The following is a 15,173-nucleotide window of genomic DNA, read 5'->3' on the forward strand; positions in this document are numbered from 1 at the left end:
ACGCATGACCAGGCCCAAGACGAACGCGCAGGAACTTGCCCAGCCGGTTGTCCGCTATGAAGCCGGCGGGCTGCAAGTGGAACTGGAACGGGATCATGTGGTGTTGATCCCGCTGGCCCCAGCCGCAGAGCAGGAAAAGCAAGCGCTGCTGCGCCAGCTCGCGGAGCGGCCGCGCCTTGTGGTGGCGCTGGCCGAAAGCGGGGCCGGCGGCATTGCGAAGCTGCTGCCGGCAGATCGTGCGCCAGGCGCGCCTGGCGGCGTGCGCTGCGCGTGCGGCGACCCCGGCTGCGCCCGGCTGGCGCCGGCGCTGGCCGCTGCGCGTGCGGCCTGGGCGGCCGACGCCGAGCTGCGGCTGCGCCAGCTCGGCTGGACGCGCGAGGCGCTGCTCGCCGCCGTCTGGGCGGCCTGGGCCGCCGAGGCGCCGCTGGCGGACGCCGAAGCGGCGCTGCGCCGTGCCGCCGGGCCGCGCGAAGGCGCCCGGCGCGAGGCCGCCGGCCCGGGCGGTCCGCCGCTGGCCGAGCGGCTGGCAGAGGCAGCCGAGCAAGGCCGGCTGCACCAGCCCGGGCCGGAGTTCCACGACGTCGACGTGGAACTCGGCCCTGCGGGCCCGCCGGCGGCAGGCAAACAGCCGCCGGCGGGCCGGACCCGCGCCGTGGGCAGCGCTGCTGCCCGGCGTGCGGGGGGCGGCGACGGGGCTGTCGCTCGTCGCCGAGCGGGTCATGCAGCGGGCGGAGGAACTCGCCGCCCCGCTGCGGCGCAAGCCGGACTGACTGCTGTGCACGGTCAGTCCGGCCAAGCGCCGCCTCGCACGGCGGCGCCCAGAGGCGCCCAGAGGCGCCTTATCGCGCTACGGCCTGTGGGCCCGCCTCTTGGGCGTCCCCCTCACACATGCCCCAAAATGTTCATTTCCCACCTCTCCACACCCCATTCATGGGCTGGTTCGGCAAACTTCTTCACCCCGCACTTTCACCGAATGGAAAGGATATTGTACCATCAAAATCAGCAGATCTCGTGCAGCCAAGGCCAGTGTTCCTTAGGAGCACAAAGGGGCATTTGAGGTCCCGTAATTGGAGCTTGATGGCCGCTGTGAACCTTAAGAAGCCGCTTCCTGAGTCGCAGGACGGTTTCATGGGGGTGCAAAATCTGGTATGATTATGAATATTTCGCGGGGAGGAATCATGTCATGAAAATTTTACAACGCTTGAAAGACGGTGCGGGCAAGGTTACCGATCGCGCGCAAAATGTCGTGGAGATTAGTAAACTAAATACTCAAATTTCAAATATCGAACGTGAGCTTGGTTTATATTTTCATAAAATGGGCGAAGTGTTCTATGAGGCTTATCGGAAGAAGGATATGGCCGCAGCGGAAAAAGAGATGCTCGAGCTGGCCAAAACCTGCGATTTGCTGACGGAAGAACGCGACGAAATTCGGATGAAAATCGCCGAGCTCAAAAATGAACGCTTATGCGGCGCCTGCGGCCGGAACGTGGCGGAAGACGCCTTGTTCTGCCAATACTGCGGCCATAAGCTGGCCGTGGCGAAGAAGGCCGTTCCGACCGAGCTGCTGAAGCCGGTGCAGAAGCCGGTGAAGTCCCCGGCAGCCAGCGAGGCGGCCGCTAGCGCCGAGCCGCCTGTGATGAAGCGGGTCGAGGTAGACGAGATGGATACGTTGGAGCTTGCCGCGTCCCTCGTTCGGGAGAAAGCAGAGCAACGGGAGTCGGCGCCCGTATCTGGAGCGGTGGAGCCGATCGATCCTGAGGAAGAGGAGCGTCTCCAACGCGAGCTGGAGCGGGAACGCAGACGTCAGGAGGAGCTGGATCGCCGCATTCGCAGTTGGAAGCAGGACGCCGCCGCTCCGCAGCCGGAGAGTTCGGCGGAACCTGAACTCATCATCGGCGGGGTGGCCACGGTGAAATGCCAAATCTGCTCGTCGACGCTGGTAAAAGGGACAAAATGGTGCCCGCATTGCGGCTCAGAACAAATCTAGTATTTTAACGCTGGATCGCCGGCTTAAAGAAAGTTCATCAGGTTGTCATAAAATCCACTGCCGCAGCAGCACGCTGATTCGTAGTAATAGCTAAGAGCATGCGGTCTACGCCGGCACGGCGGCCCAGGGGCTGGGTGAGATGAAGCAGCTCCGCAGCTGTCGTGCCGTTTTTCTTATCGCGGGCGTTCGGCTTTAAGTGGATGCTCCCGCCTGCGGCAGGGGATGCTATACCGCATAGAACATGATACAGGAGCGTGCAGCACATGGAATGCATTGTACATTTTGACGTCGTACATAAGGATGAAGTGAAGCACTTGCGCGGACTACTCTTCCTCGATCAAGGGAAGACTCCGAGTGAAGCTGACTATCTGCAAATGTTTGACGAGATGGGATATAAGCTGCGTTTGGAGGATCGGAAGAATCTTGTGTTCAAGCCAACGGAAGCCGGTGCGGATTACAGCGAGATCCGGGTACGCCGCCTCGACACGGGGGAGAAGACGTACAAGGAAGACGGCGAATTAAAAACGCTGCTCACCCATCTTTTGCCGCAAGAGCCGAAGCCGCTTTAAACCAGTCTCTGGCGCGGTTTGACGGCACTGCTTCTCGCAGGGCTTTGCAAAGTTTTCACAGAACCCTAAAAGATTCCTCTTTCTCTACCCGGGCGGAATGCGTTATACTTCTAGCATTGGTTAAATGCGAATCCATGAATTTTCCGTATAAGTGCAGGAATTGGCCTGCACGTCTCTACCTGATCACCGGAATGATCGGACTACGGAAAGTACCGCCGTGCATGTGCCCGGGAACCAAGGGGATCAGCTATAAGCTTTCGCTGCCCTGATCGCTGGTTTTGCTATTCGGGTTTATTAGGTGCTTTCTAAATTTAAAGTCCATTTCCGTTGAGAAATGGGCTTTTTTGCGTTTAGTTCATGTGATGAATTATTAGAGGAAAGGGGACACAGGAATGAAGCTGCTGAGAGACAAGGTGATGGCAGAAGGGATTGTACTGGGGAACCAGGTGTTGAAAGTAGATTCGTTTCTTAACCATCAAATGGATCCGGTGCTGATGAAGGAGATTGGGGCTGAGTTCGCCCGGCGCTTTGCCGAAGAAGGCATCACGAAGGTGCTGACGATTGAATCCTCGGGGATTGCCCCGGCGATCATGACCGCGCTGGAGCTGAATGTGCCGATGATCTTTGCCCGCAAGCATCAATCCTTGACGCTGAAGGACAACATTTTTGTGGAAAAAGTCTACTCGTTCACCAAGCGGGAAACCAACGAGATCACCGTATCGAAAAAGTTTCTGCGTGCAGAGGATCGGGTGCTGATCGTGGACGACTTTTTGGCGAACGGCGAGGCGGCCTTTGGACTAGCCCGCATCGTGGAGAAAGCCGGAGCTTCGGTCGCCGGCATCGGGATCGTCATTGAGAAGTCGTTCCAACCGGGAGCCCGGCTGCTTACGGAAGCAGGGTACCGCGTTGAATCGCTTGTTCGGGTTGCCTCGCTGGAAGACGGTGCGGTGACTTTCGTTGAGGATACACCGAATTATTCATGAGATGAACTAATCATCGGGGAGGAACCAGAATTCTATGGAACGCGAACGTATTTTTCAGAAACACCGTCATCCGCTAAAAACCTTTTCGCTAGGCTTGCAGCACGTATTGGCTATGTATGCCGGGGCTGTGATCGTACCGCTGATCGTTGGAGGCGCGCTGAACTTCACTAACCAACAGCTGACTTACCTGATCGCTATCGACTTGTTGGCTTGCGGTGTAGCTACGCTGCTTCAAGTCTGGGGGAACCGCCTGTTTGGCATCGGGCTTCCGGTGATGCTGGGCTGCGCTTTTCAGGCCGTGTCGCCGATGATTGCCATCGGGCTGACAGACGGCGCAGGGGTCTCCGCCATTTACGGTGCGATTATTGCCTCCGGGCTGTTTGTTTTCCTCTTTGCCGGTTTGTTCGGCAAGCTGATTGCGTTGTTTCCGCCGGTCGTCACTGGCTCCGTGGTCACTATTATCGGTGTCACGCTGATTCCGGTGGCGATTTCGGATCTTGGCGGCGGCAGTCCGGGTGAGAATCCCGACTTTGGGAGCCCGCTTAATCTTGCGCTTGGATTTGGGGTATTGCTGTTCGTTATTTTGATGAACCGCTTTGCCAAGGGCTTTCCGCGTTCCATCTCCGTCTTGCTGGGTCTGATTGCAGGGACGCTGGTGGCTGCGCTCGCCGGGAAAGTAGATTTGACGCCGCTGAAGGAAGCCAGCTGGTTTCATGCGGTACAACCGTTTTATTTTGGTGCACCTACGTTCCACGCTTCAGCGATTCTGACGATGATTCTGGTGGCGATCGTGAGCGTTGCCGAGTCGACCGGCGTATTTATGGCGCTTGGAAAAATCGTGGATAAAGAGATTACGGATAAGGATTTGACGCGGGGGTATCGGGCGGAAGGGCTGGCGATCATGCTCGGCGGGATATTTAACTCGTTTCCGTATACGACATATTCCCAAAATGTCGGGCTTGTCCAAATGAGCCGGGTGAAAACCCGCGACGTGATCGTAGTGGCCGGTACGCTGCTGATCTTGATCGGCTTCGTGCCGAAGATCGCCGCATTAACGCAGCTGGTACCTACGTCGGTGCTCGGCGGAGCGATGATCGCGTTGTTTGGTCTTGTTTTGTCCTCCGGGATTCGGATGTTGGGCGACCAAGTGGATTTGAACCGGCATGAAAACCTGCTGATCATCGCTTGTTCCGTCGGCATGGGTCTGGGTGTGACCGTGCTGCCTGAACTGTTCGACCGGCTGCCGGCCGCGCTGCGGATTCTGGTGGACAATGGCATCGTCGCCGGCAGCTTTACGGCGATTGTGATGAATTTGCTGTTTAACGGTTGGAAGGGTCAGCGCAAGGCAGCTGTGCTGAATGGGGCCGCTGAACCAAGCGAATCCGTCAAAGCTACAGCGTAAAAAGTGCCTCGGTCTAGCCGGAGAATTACATCCGTTGCAGTTGCTTTTCCGCGAGTTCGCCGATCCAAGGCAGCTTCAGCCATTTGCCCTGGAGCGCAGCCAGCATCATGATAATCCAAAGCGTAACGCCCAGCAGGGTCAGCAGCAGATTGACAACCACGCCGATGATCGGCAGAAAGCCGGACAAGGCATGAGCCAGCATGAATCCGCCAAACAGCATGACCGATTGCAGGGCGTGGAACAGCACGAATCGACTGCGCCGCTCTAGGACAAGGAATGCAACTCCGCCCACAAAAGCAAGCAGGTAGCACAGGAAGCCGGCGACATTTTCGTAGAGGCCGGTGGATGATTTGAAAGGGGACATGAGGACGACACCTTCTTTCAGGAGAGGATTGTCTTATCCTAAATGTATGACGAGCCCCCTCATGAAAGAACCAGCTCGGCCCGCTTGGGCGCGAACCACTGCTCTAAAATATCGTCTGCAATCACCTCCGCGGCTTCAGGCCGGCGGAGGTTATCTATTTTTTGGCGAAGCTCGGTCAGCCGGTGTGGGTCCCGAAAGAGCGCGTCGATTTCCTCGGTCAGCTCCGCAGGGGTACGGGCGATACAGGCAACGCCTTTTTGTGCGAGGTAACGCGCATTATTGAGCTCTTGCCCGGGAACGGGGCGGTAGACGAACACCGGCAGCCGGCAAGCCAGCGCCTCGGACAAGGTAATCCCTCCCGGCTTGGTTACAATGCAGTCGCATTTTCGCATCAATGCAGCTACCTGCTCGACATACTCCAAGAGGTGCACGTCTGGATGGGGAGGGAGTTGCTCGTGCAGTGCACGGTATAGCTCGCGGTTCCTTCCGCAAACGGCGATCACCCGGTAACGCTCCAGCGCCATAAACCGCTCGATCACCTCGCGTACTCCCTGCATGGAACCGTAGGCTCCTGCCATCAGTAGGACGGTGGTTTTGCCGGTGCGGTTGTCTGGGAAAAGGTCTTGAAGGGGGCCGATAAGGCGTTCTTCACCTGCGGGATGTTGATGGTTAAACTCTGGTTTTACCGGGATGCCGCTTACCCGTATGCGATCTTCGGCGATCCCCCGGCTGATCATTTCCGCTTTCAAGTCGTCGGTTGCGACGTAGTAGCGGTCGACTCCGGAGTGAATCCATCGTCCGTGCAGGTCAAAGTCGGTGATGATATTCGCCAGCGGCAGCGATTGGCCGGTCCGCTTCAGCAGTCTAGGCATCGCGAGCTGGGGGAAGGTGTGGATGATCAGATTCGGCTGGGCTTGTCGCAGCGTTTGTTGTAGCTTGCTGATGCCAAACGAATTGATGACCTCGAGCAGCGGCGCTTCTTGCGGCATTTGTTTGGTGGCGTTGTAGACCCAGCCGTAGAGGCCGGGGATGGTTTTGAAGCTTTGCATATACACGAACTTCGTCAGCCCGTTGATCAGCGGATGAGCTTCAGCCATCAGATCAAGCAACGTGATGTCGGTGACGCCTCTGCTTCGCAAGCTGGCTTCCACCGCTTTGGAGGCTTGGTAATGCCCATCCCCGTAGCTGGCATATAAAATAAGGATTTTTGGAGACCGGGAAGTCATGGCTGTATCACTCCTCTTCATGTCCAGGCAATGCCCCTCAACTGCTTGTAGTTTGCCCCTGCACTCCGTTTATAAATAGTATTAGGTGAAGCGGATAAAAAATGTACAATTGGAAGAAAGCTGAAACCTTCTTCTGAATATGTTACAATAAGACAATAGGAGGTCTTTCCATTACAACTAAATAGCCGGCACAGCTTCATGAATCTGAACCCGCACTTTTCGGCATCGCAAAATCGGAGCATTTACCTTAAGCGTTCTGGGAGGGAATCAGTATGGCAACGAAAGGTCATGATGAAGTGAAAGAAAGTTTACGGGAAATGACCCGAATCTTCAGACCGAAAGATCCGAAGAAGTTCGTGAAAGAATATGTACGCAAGTATCGGATTATGGGCGGCTATGAAGAGGAATTGACCCACCTGGTTGAGCATGAGCTCGGGAAATTGGACTCGTCTGTTTCCTGAACCATTGAGATGGAAGGATATTCGCCGTTCCGGCGCCTTGGGCGTTCGGGACGGTTTTTTTCTTCTGTTCCCACATATATTAAACTGACGGGAACATCACGAAATCAATCGTCGTAGGGCAGCGGAAGGAGAACAGGACGTGAAGGTACGCATAAAAACGAAAGAGGAAATCAAGCGGATCCGTGAGGCGGGACGGATATTGGCCGAGTGCCACCGCGAAATCGCCAAAATGATCGGGCCGGGTATAACCACCCTGGAGATCGACGCCTTCGTGGAGTCGTTTTTGGCGAAGCGGGGAGCTAAGGCGGAGCAAAAGGGATACCACGGGTTTCCGTTTGCGACTTGTGCGTCGATGAATGACGTGGTTTGCCACGGGTTCCCGAGCGATCGTAAGCTGGCGCTCGGAGATATCGTCACGATCGACATTGTGGTAGGCAAAAACGGCTGGATGGCCGATTCCGGCTGGTCTTACCGGATCGGACAGGTGAGCGCTGAGGCGGAGAAGCTGCTGACGACCACCGAGCAGGCGTTGCTGGCCGGGATCGCGCAGGCGGTCCCCGGCAATAAGATCGGGGACATCGGGTATGCGGTGCAGCGCGTGGCGCAGGCCGCGAACATCGGCATCGTGAAGCCGCTGATCGGCCACGGCATCGGCCAGTCGATGCACGAAGCGCCGGACGTGCCGAACTTCGGCCGGCCGCGCACGGGAGTGACGCTGCGGCCGGGGATGGTCATCACGATCGAGCCGATCTTCACCGGCGGGGAAACCGGCGCGGTGCTGTGGGAGGATGACGGCTGGACGATCCGTACCGCGGACGGCAGCCTCGGCGCGCATTATGAACACACGCTGGCGATCACGGAGGACGGACCGCTGGTGCTGACAAACGGGGAATAACGCGGACGAAGAGAGAGCGGAAAGCTCTCTTTTTTGTTTGCTTTGTTCTAACGGAACCTAGAGCCGCTATTTGTCCAGTTTAGTGGTGTCCCTGAATGCTAACGGAACCAGGAGACCTTATTTGAGAGGTGGACAGCGAAATGGCCGCCAAAAAAGTGCAATAAGGTCATTACGTTCCGTTACAGCGGGAAATAGCCGGGAAATGAGCAAATAAGGTCGCTACGTTCCGTTAGAGTTACGAAATAAAGTTTGAAGAAATGTCAAAAATGAAGCGGAGCAGGGAAACGTCACAATTCGCCGAGATTTGTTCAAAATTGGCAGCCTTTTCACTCGGTGTCGAACTGGGGAAAACGTTCACAAAACCTTTTGTGGCGCGGGTTCTCGGATTTTTGAACAATTTGTGAACTGACCCCGAATCATTGACAAACGAGGGGTTCAATCATATATTTAATAGGTGATTGTTGTAATTGACAGGAATGTAGTTTCCGTGATAGACAGGTGGATTTTTGAGCTGCGCAGGCTGGAAATCTCTGTGATGCTGCGGAAGAAAACGTAAGAAGTGGGGTAGATCAATGATGAAACCTTGGAAGGCTGTTAAGCGGCTAGTACCTTTGTTTGCCATGCTAGCGTTGCTCTTGTCCGCATGCGGCCGTGAAGACCTGTCCGTGCTCAGACCACAGGGTCCAGTAGCTGAAGGGCAGCTCGGATTAATTAAACTGTCGATTACGATCATGATAGTTGTCATGCTGATCGTATTCGGGATCGCGGCTTACGTGTGGATCAAGTATCGCCGTAAACCGGGGCAAAACGACATTCCAAAGCAAGTTGAAGGCAACCATAAGCTGGAGATCATCTGGACTGCGATTCCGTTGGTTCTGGTACTGATTCTGGCGGTTGCAACGGTACAGAAAGTATTTGCTTTTGGCGAGGATTACTCGAAGGATGCCAATGCGGTGAAGATCAAAGTCACTTCGCATTTGTTCTGGTGGGAGTTCACCTATCCGGATTACGGCATTACGACCGCTCAGGATATGATTATCCCTACGGGCAAGAAGATTGCGCTTGAGCTGAAGACAGCGGACGTGCTGCACTCCTTCTGGGTGCCTTCACTCGCCGGCAAAACGGATACGAATACGGACGGAACGATTAATAAAGCTTGGCTGGAAGCCACGAACGAAGGGGTTTACCTCGGGAAGTGCGCCGAGCTGTGCGGGAAATCCCATGCTTTCATGGAGTTTAAAGTCAAGGCGGTTAGCCCAGAGTCCTTTGACCGTTGGGTTGAAGCGATGAAGGCGCCAGTACAAACGATTCAGGATCCAGCCGTTGCGGAAGTATTTAAGACGCAATGCTTGAGCTGCCACGCTATCGGTGACCAAGGCGGACCAGTTGGACCAAACCTGACGGGGATCGGCAGCAGAGAGACGGTTGCGAGCATTTTACATAATGCAGAAGCGTCCGGCAAACCGATCGACGGCAAACCGGTTAAGGATAATTTGGTGGAATGGCTGATGGATCCGCAAAAGGTAAAACCGGGCAACAAAATGCCAAGTCCGAAGGAAGATCTCGGATTAACGGATGCTGAAATCGAAGCCATCGCCGACTACTTGGCTAACAGCAAATTATCTTATTAATCTTGCGTGCCTCTATGGACGGCATGGATGGATAGGAATTAAAAGAGGGGGTACAAACCTTGGCTCATGCTCACACTGTCAAGCGGCACAAGGGGTTAATGGACTGGTTGACGACGGTCGATCACAAGAAAATCGCCATTTTGTATTTAGTGGCGGGCGGTTTGTTCTTTGGGATCGGCGGTATCGAAGCATTGCTGATCCGCGTGCAGCTGGCAAAACCGATGAATGATTTTGTTACGGCACAGCAATTTAACGAATTGATTACGATGCACGGCACAACGATGATTTTCCTTGGCGTTATGCCGGTTATCTTCGCCCTGATGAACGCGGTGATTCCGCTGCAAATCGGGGCTCGGGATGTGGCGTTCCCTTTCTTGAACGCTCTCGGATTTTGGACATTCCTGTTCGGTGGACTGCTGCTGAACCTGAGCTGGGTGATGGGCGGTGCACCGGATGCGGGTTGGACCTCGTACACGCCGCTGTCGAGTACGACGTACAGCTTGACGCATGGGGTTGACTTCTACACGATCGGCTTGCAGATTGCTGGTCTAGGGACACTGATCGGCGGTATTAACTTCCTAGCGACGATCATTACGATGCGCGCGCCGGGGATGTCTTTTATGCGGATGCCGATGTTTACTTGGACGACGTTCGTGACGTCCGCGATGATCCTGTTCGCTTTCCCGGCGATCACGGTAGGTCTGGTGCTGTTGACGTTCGACCGGATTCTCGGCGCGAACTTCTTTAATGTAGAAAGCGGCGGTAACCCGGTGTTGTGGCAGCATATTTTCTGGATTTTCGGACACCCCGAAGTTTACATTTTGATTTTGCCAGCGTTTGGGGTTATCTCCGAAGTTGTTAGTACGTTCTCGCGTAAGCGGTTGTTCGGTTATAGCTCGATGGTGTTCGCTACGATCCTGATCGCCTTCCTGGGCTTCATGGTTTGGGCGCACCATATGTTTACGACAGGGATGGGGCCGGTGGCCAATGCGCTGTTCTCCATCGCTACGATGCTGATCGCTGTTCCGACGGGGATCAAAATCTTCAACTGGTTGTTTACGATGTGGGGCGGTCAAATCCGCTTTACGACGGCCAACCTGTTCGCTTCCGGTTTTATCCCGACGTTCGTTATGGGCGGGGTTACCGGGGTGATGCTGGCTTCGGCGCCGGCAGACTATCAATATCATGATACTTACTTCGTAGTAGCGCATTTCCACTACGTTATCGTAGGCGGTCTGGTTCTGGGCTTGTTCGCCGGACTGCACTACTGGTGGCCGAAGATGTTTGGCCGCGTCCTGAATGAGAAGCTTGGCAAATGGGAGTTCTGGACTTTTATTATTGGCTTCCATATGACGTTCTTCGTACAGCATTTCCTTGGCTTGCTTGGGATGCAACGCCGCGTATTTACGTATTTGCCGAACCAAGGCTTTGACCTGTTGAACTTGATCAGTACGATCGGCGCGTTCTTGATGGGCGTCGGGGTCATCTTGTTCCTGGTGAATATTGCGATTACGGCGAGACAACCAAAAGGCGTTCCGGGCGATGTCTGGGAAGACGGACGGACGCTGGAATGGTCGATTGCTTCTCCACCGGAAGAATACAACTTCAAGCAAATTCCGCTGGTTCGCGGGATTGATGCTTTCTGGAAAGAGAAGATGGCTGGCAACAAAGAAATGACGCCGGCTGAGCCGGTTGGTCCGATTCATATGCCTTCGCCGACGATTCTTCCATTTATCATGTCGGTAGGTTTGTTTATTGCCGGTCTGGGCTTTATGTTCGCTAACGACGATTTTGGTAACGGTGCGATGAACTTCCTGTTCAACAATTACATCGTAGTAGGGCTCGGCTTGGCGATCACGTTCTTGTCGATGCTGCTCCGTTCCTTGTTTGACGATCACGGCTGGCACATCGAACCGGATGAACTGAATGGGAAGGAGGTCAAAGCATGAGTACGCCAAACACATCGCATGTAGCAGGTACGCTGCCGCACGAACCGGAGAAGGCGACGCTGGAAGGCCGTAATAAAATTTTGGGCTTCTGGTTGTTTCTCGGAGGCGAGGCCGTCCTGTTTGGTACCTTGTTTGCAACCTTCCTGACATTGCGGAATCAAATCGCGGATGGCCCGTCCGCAAGTGAGCTGTTTAACTTGGGGATCACGGCCGCTGCAACCTTTATCCTCTTGGTCAGCAGTTTGACGAGTGTGTTCGCCATTCAGGCGATGCACCGGGGAGACAAAGGCAAGCTGGCAGGCTGGTTGGCTGTAACTGTTCTGCTTGGCCTGGCCTTCCTTGTGCTGGAGATTTATGAGTTTGCTGAGTATGTCCTGCATGAAGACTACGGCATGACAACAAGTGCGTTCAGTTCGGCGTTCTATACGCTGGTTGGCTTCCACGGCGCGCACGTGTTGTTCGGGATTTTGTGGATTTCCCTGCTCATCGGGCAACTCTTTAAAAAAGGTCTGACCGTCGTCACGGCACCGAAGATTTACGTGTCGGCCATTTACTGGCACTTCATCGACGTTGTCTGGGTGTTCATTTTCACGGTTGTCTACCTGCTCGGAAAGGTGGTCTAACGGATGGTCAATCAGGAATCAAACGGTTCGCCGGCGGTAAAGCACCGTCAGCGGCATGAAGGTCCGGAGAAACATATTATCGCGTTTATTTTCTCCATCGTTCTGACCCTGATCGCTTTTGCAGCGGTTGCGGCCGGCGGAGTGAATACCGCGTTCACCGTCATTTTGCTGCTGGTGATGGCGGTACTGCAGGTGCTGGTTCAACTGGGTTACTGGATGCACATGAAGGATAAGGGGCATTTGATCCCGATCCTCTTCATGGCCGGCGGATTTTTCGTCGCATTTACCGCGATTATTGCCGCTTTATATTGGATGTGGTGGTAAAGGGAGAAGAGGAGGCTTTCGCCGTTGGCGGGCCCCCTCTTTTGCGAGTTCATCTGCACAGTTAGGATATGTATGGCACAAAAACGGTACCTTCCCGCTTGGGATGCTGTCACCGTTTTTGTCGTATTTGCCCCCTTGTTCACAATTTGGACAGAACTAAGCGCGCTGCGGAAGGAGGGTTTGCCGTGCTGGGGTTAGAATATTTTAATTTCACAGCGGTCTGGAGCCCGGTATTTTTGGCTTTCATGCTGCTGGTCACGGCCGGATATTTCGTGTTAATTGGGCCGGGAGCTGAGAAATGGGCAGAGGGTGAAGTCCACGTTCCAGCGAGACGGAAAGTGTTGTTCGTCACCGGGATGCTGCTGCTCTATCTGGCTCAAGGCGGCCCGGTGGAACTGCTCGGCCATATGATGTTCAGCTTCCATATGCTCAGCATGGCGATGTCCTATCTGTTGGCGCCGCCGCTGTTAATGCTGGGGCTTCCCCCTTGGGTTTGGCGCCGTGTGACGGCGTTTCTGGCTTCAAGCCCGCTCAGGGCACTGAAGTTTCTGGCTCGCCCGGTGGTGGCAGCTGTGGTGTTTAACGGGTTGTTTTCGTTTTATCATCTGCCGGTCGTGCATGATTATGTGATGCTTCATTTCGGGGTGCATCGCCTGTACTATGTCGTATTGTTTATCGCGGCAGTTCTCATGTGGTGGACGCTGGTGAATCCGCTGCCCGAGCGGGCAGGGGTTCAGGGGCTCAAGAAGATGGGCTTTATCTTCCTCAACATGGTGCTGCTCACGCCAGCCTGCGGCTTGATCATCTTTGCGGACGAGCCGCTGTACGCGACTTACAGCGATCCGGCTGTCTGGGCGCGGGCGATGGGTTATTGCGTTGCCGGCGACCCGGCGCAGCTGCTTCGTCAGTTCGGCGGCCCGCAATTTTTTGGCTACCTGCAGCCCAACATCGATCAGCAGGTCGGTGGAATCCTGATGAAATTCATTCAGGAATTCATCTTTGCGTCGATGCTGGCGTACGTGTTTTACCATTGGTACAAGCAGGAAAACCGCGAGAACGACGAGGAAGAAGCGGAGGGAGCTGCGTTGTCTAACTCTTCGCTGAATCCACCCCCGCCTCAGACCGGATCTTAAATCTGTGGGATGGGAGTCCGGCCTGCGAATTGGGGTCAGAAGGTTACCTCACAAAACGTTTAGGAGGATGCAAATTGGATCTGTTCACGTTATTTCCGACGCTCAGCACATCGTTTATCGTCATTAGTGCCGTGCTGGTAGCGATCGGTTGGGGGCTCATCATTAAAGGGAAACGGGAAGCTCACAAGAGGACGATGATTGCTGCGGCCGTCGCTGCGCTTCTGTTCTTCCTGATCTATATGTCGCGGACCGTATTTATCGGCAATACCTCATGGGGCGGACCAGATAGCCTCAAAGGCTATTATCAGACGTTCCTCGCCTTCCATATCGTCCTGGCGACCGTTGCGGCCGTATTTGGCATCACCACGCTGGTGCTTGGCTTCAAGGAGAAATACGCCAAACACCGCAAATGGGGACGAGTCACCTCGGTCATCTGGTTCTGCACGGCGATTACCGGCGTAGTCGTTTATGTGCTGCTGTATATGTTGTATCCGGGCGGCCATACGAAGCCGGTGTGGGAAGTCATTTTGGGAATGTAAATGATCGTTAGTTTGGACTGGATCCTATCAAAGGCCAATGGCCGATTCGTGAAGAATCGCGCTGTTGGCTTTTTTTTAAGATATCAGAAAGTATAAACTTCGGGGCATTGGCATCCTGATATCGCAAGAAAAACTTCCGCTAACCGCGGTCTGTCTTCCTAGAATATACGTCGATAGACGTTTTTCTTATGCGGGTGGAAGGAGCATTGACACGAAAATGAGCACAGATTATACTGTGTATAAAGATATAAACAGTAAGCCCAGTGATTATCACACCCTGTCGACGAACATCAATCACGAACGAAGGACGACGATGGGATTGAAAAGAGGTGGATAGACGATGGATAGTTGGAAGGGTGCTTGGGCGATCTTCAAAAAAGATTTGCGAAACGATCGGCTCTATCTCATTTGGAACGTCATCTTTATGCTGTACATTTCGCTGATGCTCGGCATCTTCATCGGAACCCGGGAGGAAGCCGAGTACGTGATGAATCCGATGGGCGATTTCATGATGCTGATGATCGTTCCGTTCACAGGGTTCTTTTTTACCCGGCGGTCATTTAACTATATTCGGGAAAATTCGTATACCCAAATGCTGCGATATTATCGCGTGTTGCCGATTTCCTTGCGGACGGTGCTGAGAAGCAGGCTGATCCAGTTAGGGGCGGCGATGCTGCTGAACGGCATATTGTTTTACGGCGGCCTTTATCTGGTCACGTATCTGATGAATAGTATGATGTGGGATTTTGGAGCCTTTCTCGTGTTTTGCTTCACTTGGACCGGGTACAGCTTACTGATCAACGGGTTGTTCATCTTTTGCGAGCTTCTGACGAGCGGCAAAGTTTATTTAGGGTTAACGTTCCTGCTCATGCTGGTGTTGGGGGGAGCCGCTTTGGTTATGAATTTGCTTGACTTCAACCTGCTGGCGTTCATCTTGGAAAGCTCCCGGCGTTACGTGATCTTGTCACCAGTGATGTGGTGCTCCTTAGCTATCGGCGGTCTCGGATTCACTTACCTGTTATCGTTGACGCGGCGAAAACTGCTGCAGCGGGATTTGGCCTAAAGATGGCACGGAAATACGGGAGTA

16 protein-coding genes and 1 riboswitch are annotated in these 15,173 nt (G+C 54.4%); of the genes, 14 read left to right on the plus strand and 2 right to left on the minus strand.

Annotation, left to right across the window (positions count from 1 at the left end; translation table 11 throughout):
* Positions 1-4: 4 nt before the first annotated feature.
* The 5 genes from U9M73_RS20805 to U9M73_RS20825 all read left to right on the plus strand — a co-directional run bounded on the left by U9M73_RS20805 (position 5) and on the right by U9M73_RS20825 (position 4,941).
* Entirely contained in the window at positions 5-1,057 is a 1,053-nt protein-coding gene (locus U9M73_RS20805; RefSeq protein WP_323078952.1) for a hypothetical protein, read from the plus strand.
* Between the two features lie 126 nt (positions 1,058-1,183).
* Positions 1,184-1,987 carry a zinc ribbon domain-containing protein gene (locus U9M73_RS20810; RefSeq protein ID WP_009224049.1) on the plus strand — a complete coding sequence of 268 codons (804 nt, stop codon included), beginning with the start codon at positions 1,184-1,186 and terminating at the stop codon, positions 1,985-1,987.
* Positions 1,988-2,250: 263 nt separating this feature from the next.
* A complete protein-coding gene (locus tag U9M73_RS20815) occupies positions 2,251-2,556 on the plus strand; it encodes a hypothetical protein (RefSeq protein WP_036644472.1) in 306 nt (101 codons plus the stop codon).
* Positions 2,557-2,679: 123 nt separating this feature from the next.
* A riboswitch (purine riboswitch) is annotated at positions 2,680-2,779 on the plus strand.
* Positions 2,780-2,948: 169 nt separating this feature from the next.
* On the plus strand, positions 2,949-3,539 hold the full coding sequence (locus tag U9M73_RS20820; protein ID WP_009224051.1) for a xanthine phosphoribosyltransferase: 591 nt from the start codon (positions 2,949-2,951) through the stop codon (positions 3,537-3,539).
* A 34-nt stretch (positions 3,540-3,573) separates the two neighbouring features.
* Complete coding sequence (locus U9M73_RS20825) at positions 3,574-4,941, plus strand: nucleobase:cation symporter-2 family protein (RefSeq protein ID WP_009224052.1); 1,368 nt, start codon at positions 3,574-3,576, stop codon at positions 4,939-4,941.
* A 25-nt stretch (positions 4,942-4,966) separates the two neighbouring features.
* Here U9M73_RS20825 and U9M73_RS20830 read toward each other — a convergent pair whose 3' ends face one another.
* The gene (locus U9M73_RS20830; protein WP_009224053.1) at positions 4,967-5,305 is read right to left on the minus strand and encodes a DUF4870 domain-containing protein; all 339 of its coding nucleotides are present in this window, start codon (positions 5,303-5,305) and stop codon (positions 4,967-4,969) included.
* A 59-nt stretch (positions 5,306-5,364) separates the two neighbouring features.
* Complete coding sequence (locus U9M73_RS20835) at positions 5,365-6,531, minus strand: MGDG synthase family glycosyltransferase (RefSeq protein WP_323078954.1); 1,167 nt, start codon at positions 6,529-6,531, stop codon at positions 5,365-5,367.
* 272 nt (positions 6,532-6,803) lie between these two features.
* Between U9M73_RS20835 and U9M73_RS20840 the strand changes: the two genes are divergently transcribed.
* From U9M73_RS20840 to U9M73_RS20880, 9 genes are all read left to right on the plus strand, one after another.
* Positions 6,804-6,992, plus strand: a complete 189-nt coding sequence (locus U9M73_RS20840) for a hypothetical protein (protein WP_009224055.1) — start codon at positions 6,804-6,806, stop codon at positions 6,990-6,992.
* A 139-nt stretch (positions 6,993-7,131) separates the two neighbouring features.
* Complete coding sequence (gene map / locus U9M73_RS20845; protein ID WP_009224056.1) at positions 7,132-7,887, plus strand: type I methionyl aminopeptidase; 756 nt, start codon at positions 7,132-7,134, stop codon at positions 7,885-7,887.
* Positions 7,888-8,459: 572 nt separating this feature from the next.
* Complete coding sequence (gene coxB, locus U9M73_RS20850; RefSeq protein WP_009224057.1) at positions 8,460-9,518, plus strand: cytochrome c oxidase subunit II; 1,059 nt, start codon at positions 8,460-8,462, stop codon at positions 9,516-9,518.
* 98 nt (positions 9,519-9,616) lie between these two features.
* Entirely contained in the window at positions 9,617-11,467 is a 1,851-nt protein-coding gene (gene ctaD / locus U9M73_RS20855) for a cytochrome c oxidase subunit I (protein WP_050769715.1), read from the plus strand.
* Positions 11,464-12,090, plus strand: a complete 627-nt coding sequence (locus U9M73_RS20860; protein ID WP_009224059.1) for a cytochrome (ubi)quinol oxidase subunit III — start codon at positions 11,464-11,466, stop codon at positions 12,088-12,090. The genes ctaD and U9M73_RS20860 overlap by 4 nt, the downstream gene beginning before the upstream one ends.
* Before the next feature lie 3 nt (positions 12,091-12,093).
* Complete coding sequence (locus U9M73_RS20865; protein WP_009224060.1) at positions 12,094-12,414, plus strand: cytochrome C oxidase subunit IV family protein; 321 nt, start codon at positions 12,094-12,096, stop codon at positions 12,412-12,414.
* A 185-nt stretch (positions 12,415-12,599) separates the two neighbouring features.
* Positions 12,600-13,547 (plus strand): cytochrome c oxidase assembly factor CtaG, encoded by a 948-nt coding sequence (gene ctaG / locus U9M73_RS20870; protein WP_009224061.1) that lies wholly within the window; start codon positions 12,600-12,602, stop codon positions 13,545-13,547.
* Positions 13,548-13,621: 74 nt separating this feature from the next.
* Positions 13,622-14,086, plus strand: a complete 465-nt coding sequence (locus U9M73_RS20875) for a DUF420 domain-containing protein (protein ID WP_260071548.1) — start codon at positions 13,622-13,624, stop codon at positions 14,084-14,086.
* A gap of 340 nt (positions 14,087-14,426) precedes the next feature.
* The gene (locus tag U9M73_RS20880; protein WP_260071547.1) at positions 14,427-15,149 is read left to right on the plus strand and encodes a hypothetical protein; all 723 of its coding nucleotides are present in this window, start codon (positions 14,427-14,429) and stop codon (positions 15,147-15,149) included.
* The last annotated feature ends 24 nt before the right edge of the window (positions 15,150-15,173 follow it).

Origin of the sequence: Paenibacillus phoenicis (genome assembly GCF_034718895.1) — a bacterium.
GTDB lineage: Bacteria > Bacillota > Bacilli > Paenibacillales > Paenibacillaceae > Fontibacillus > Fontibacillus phoenicis.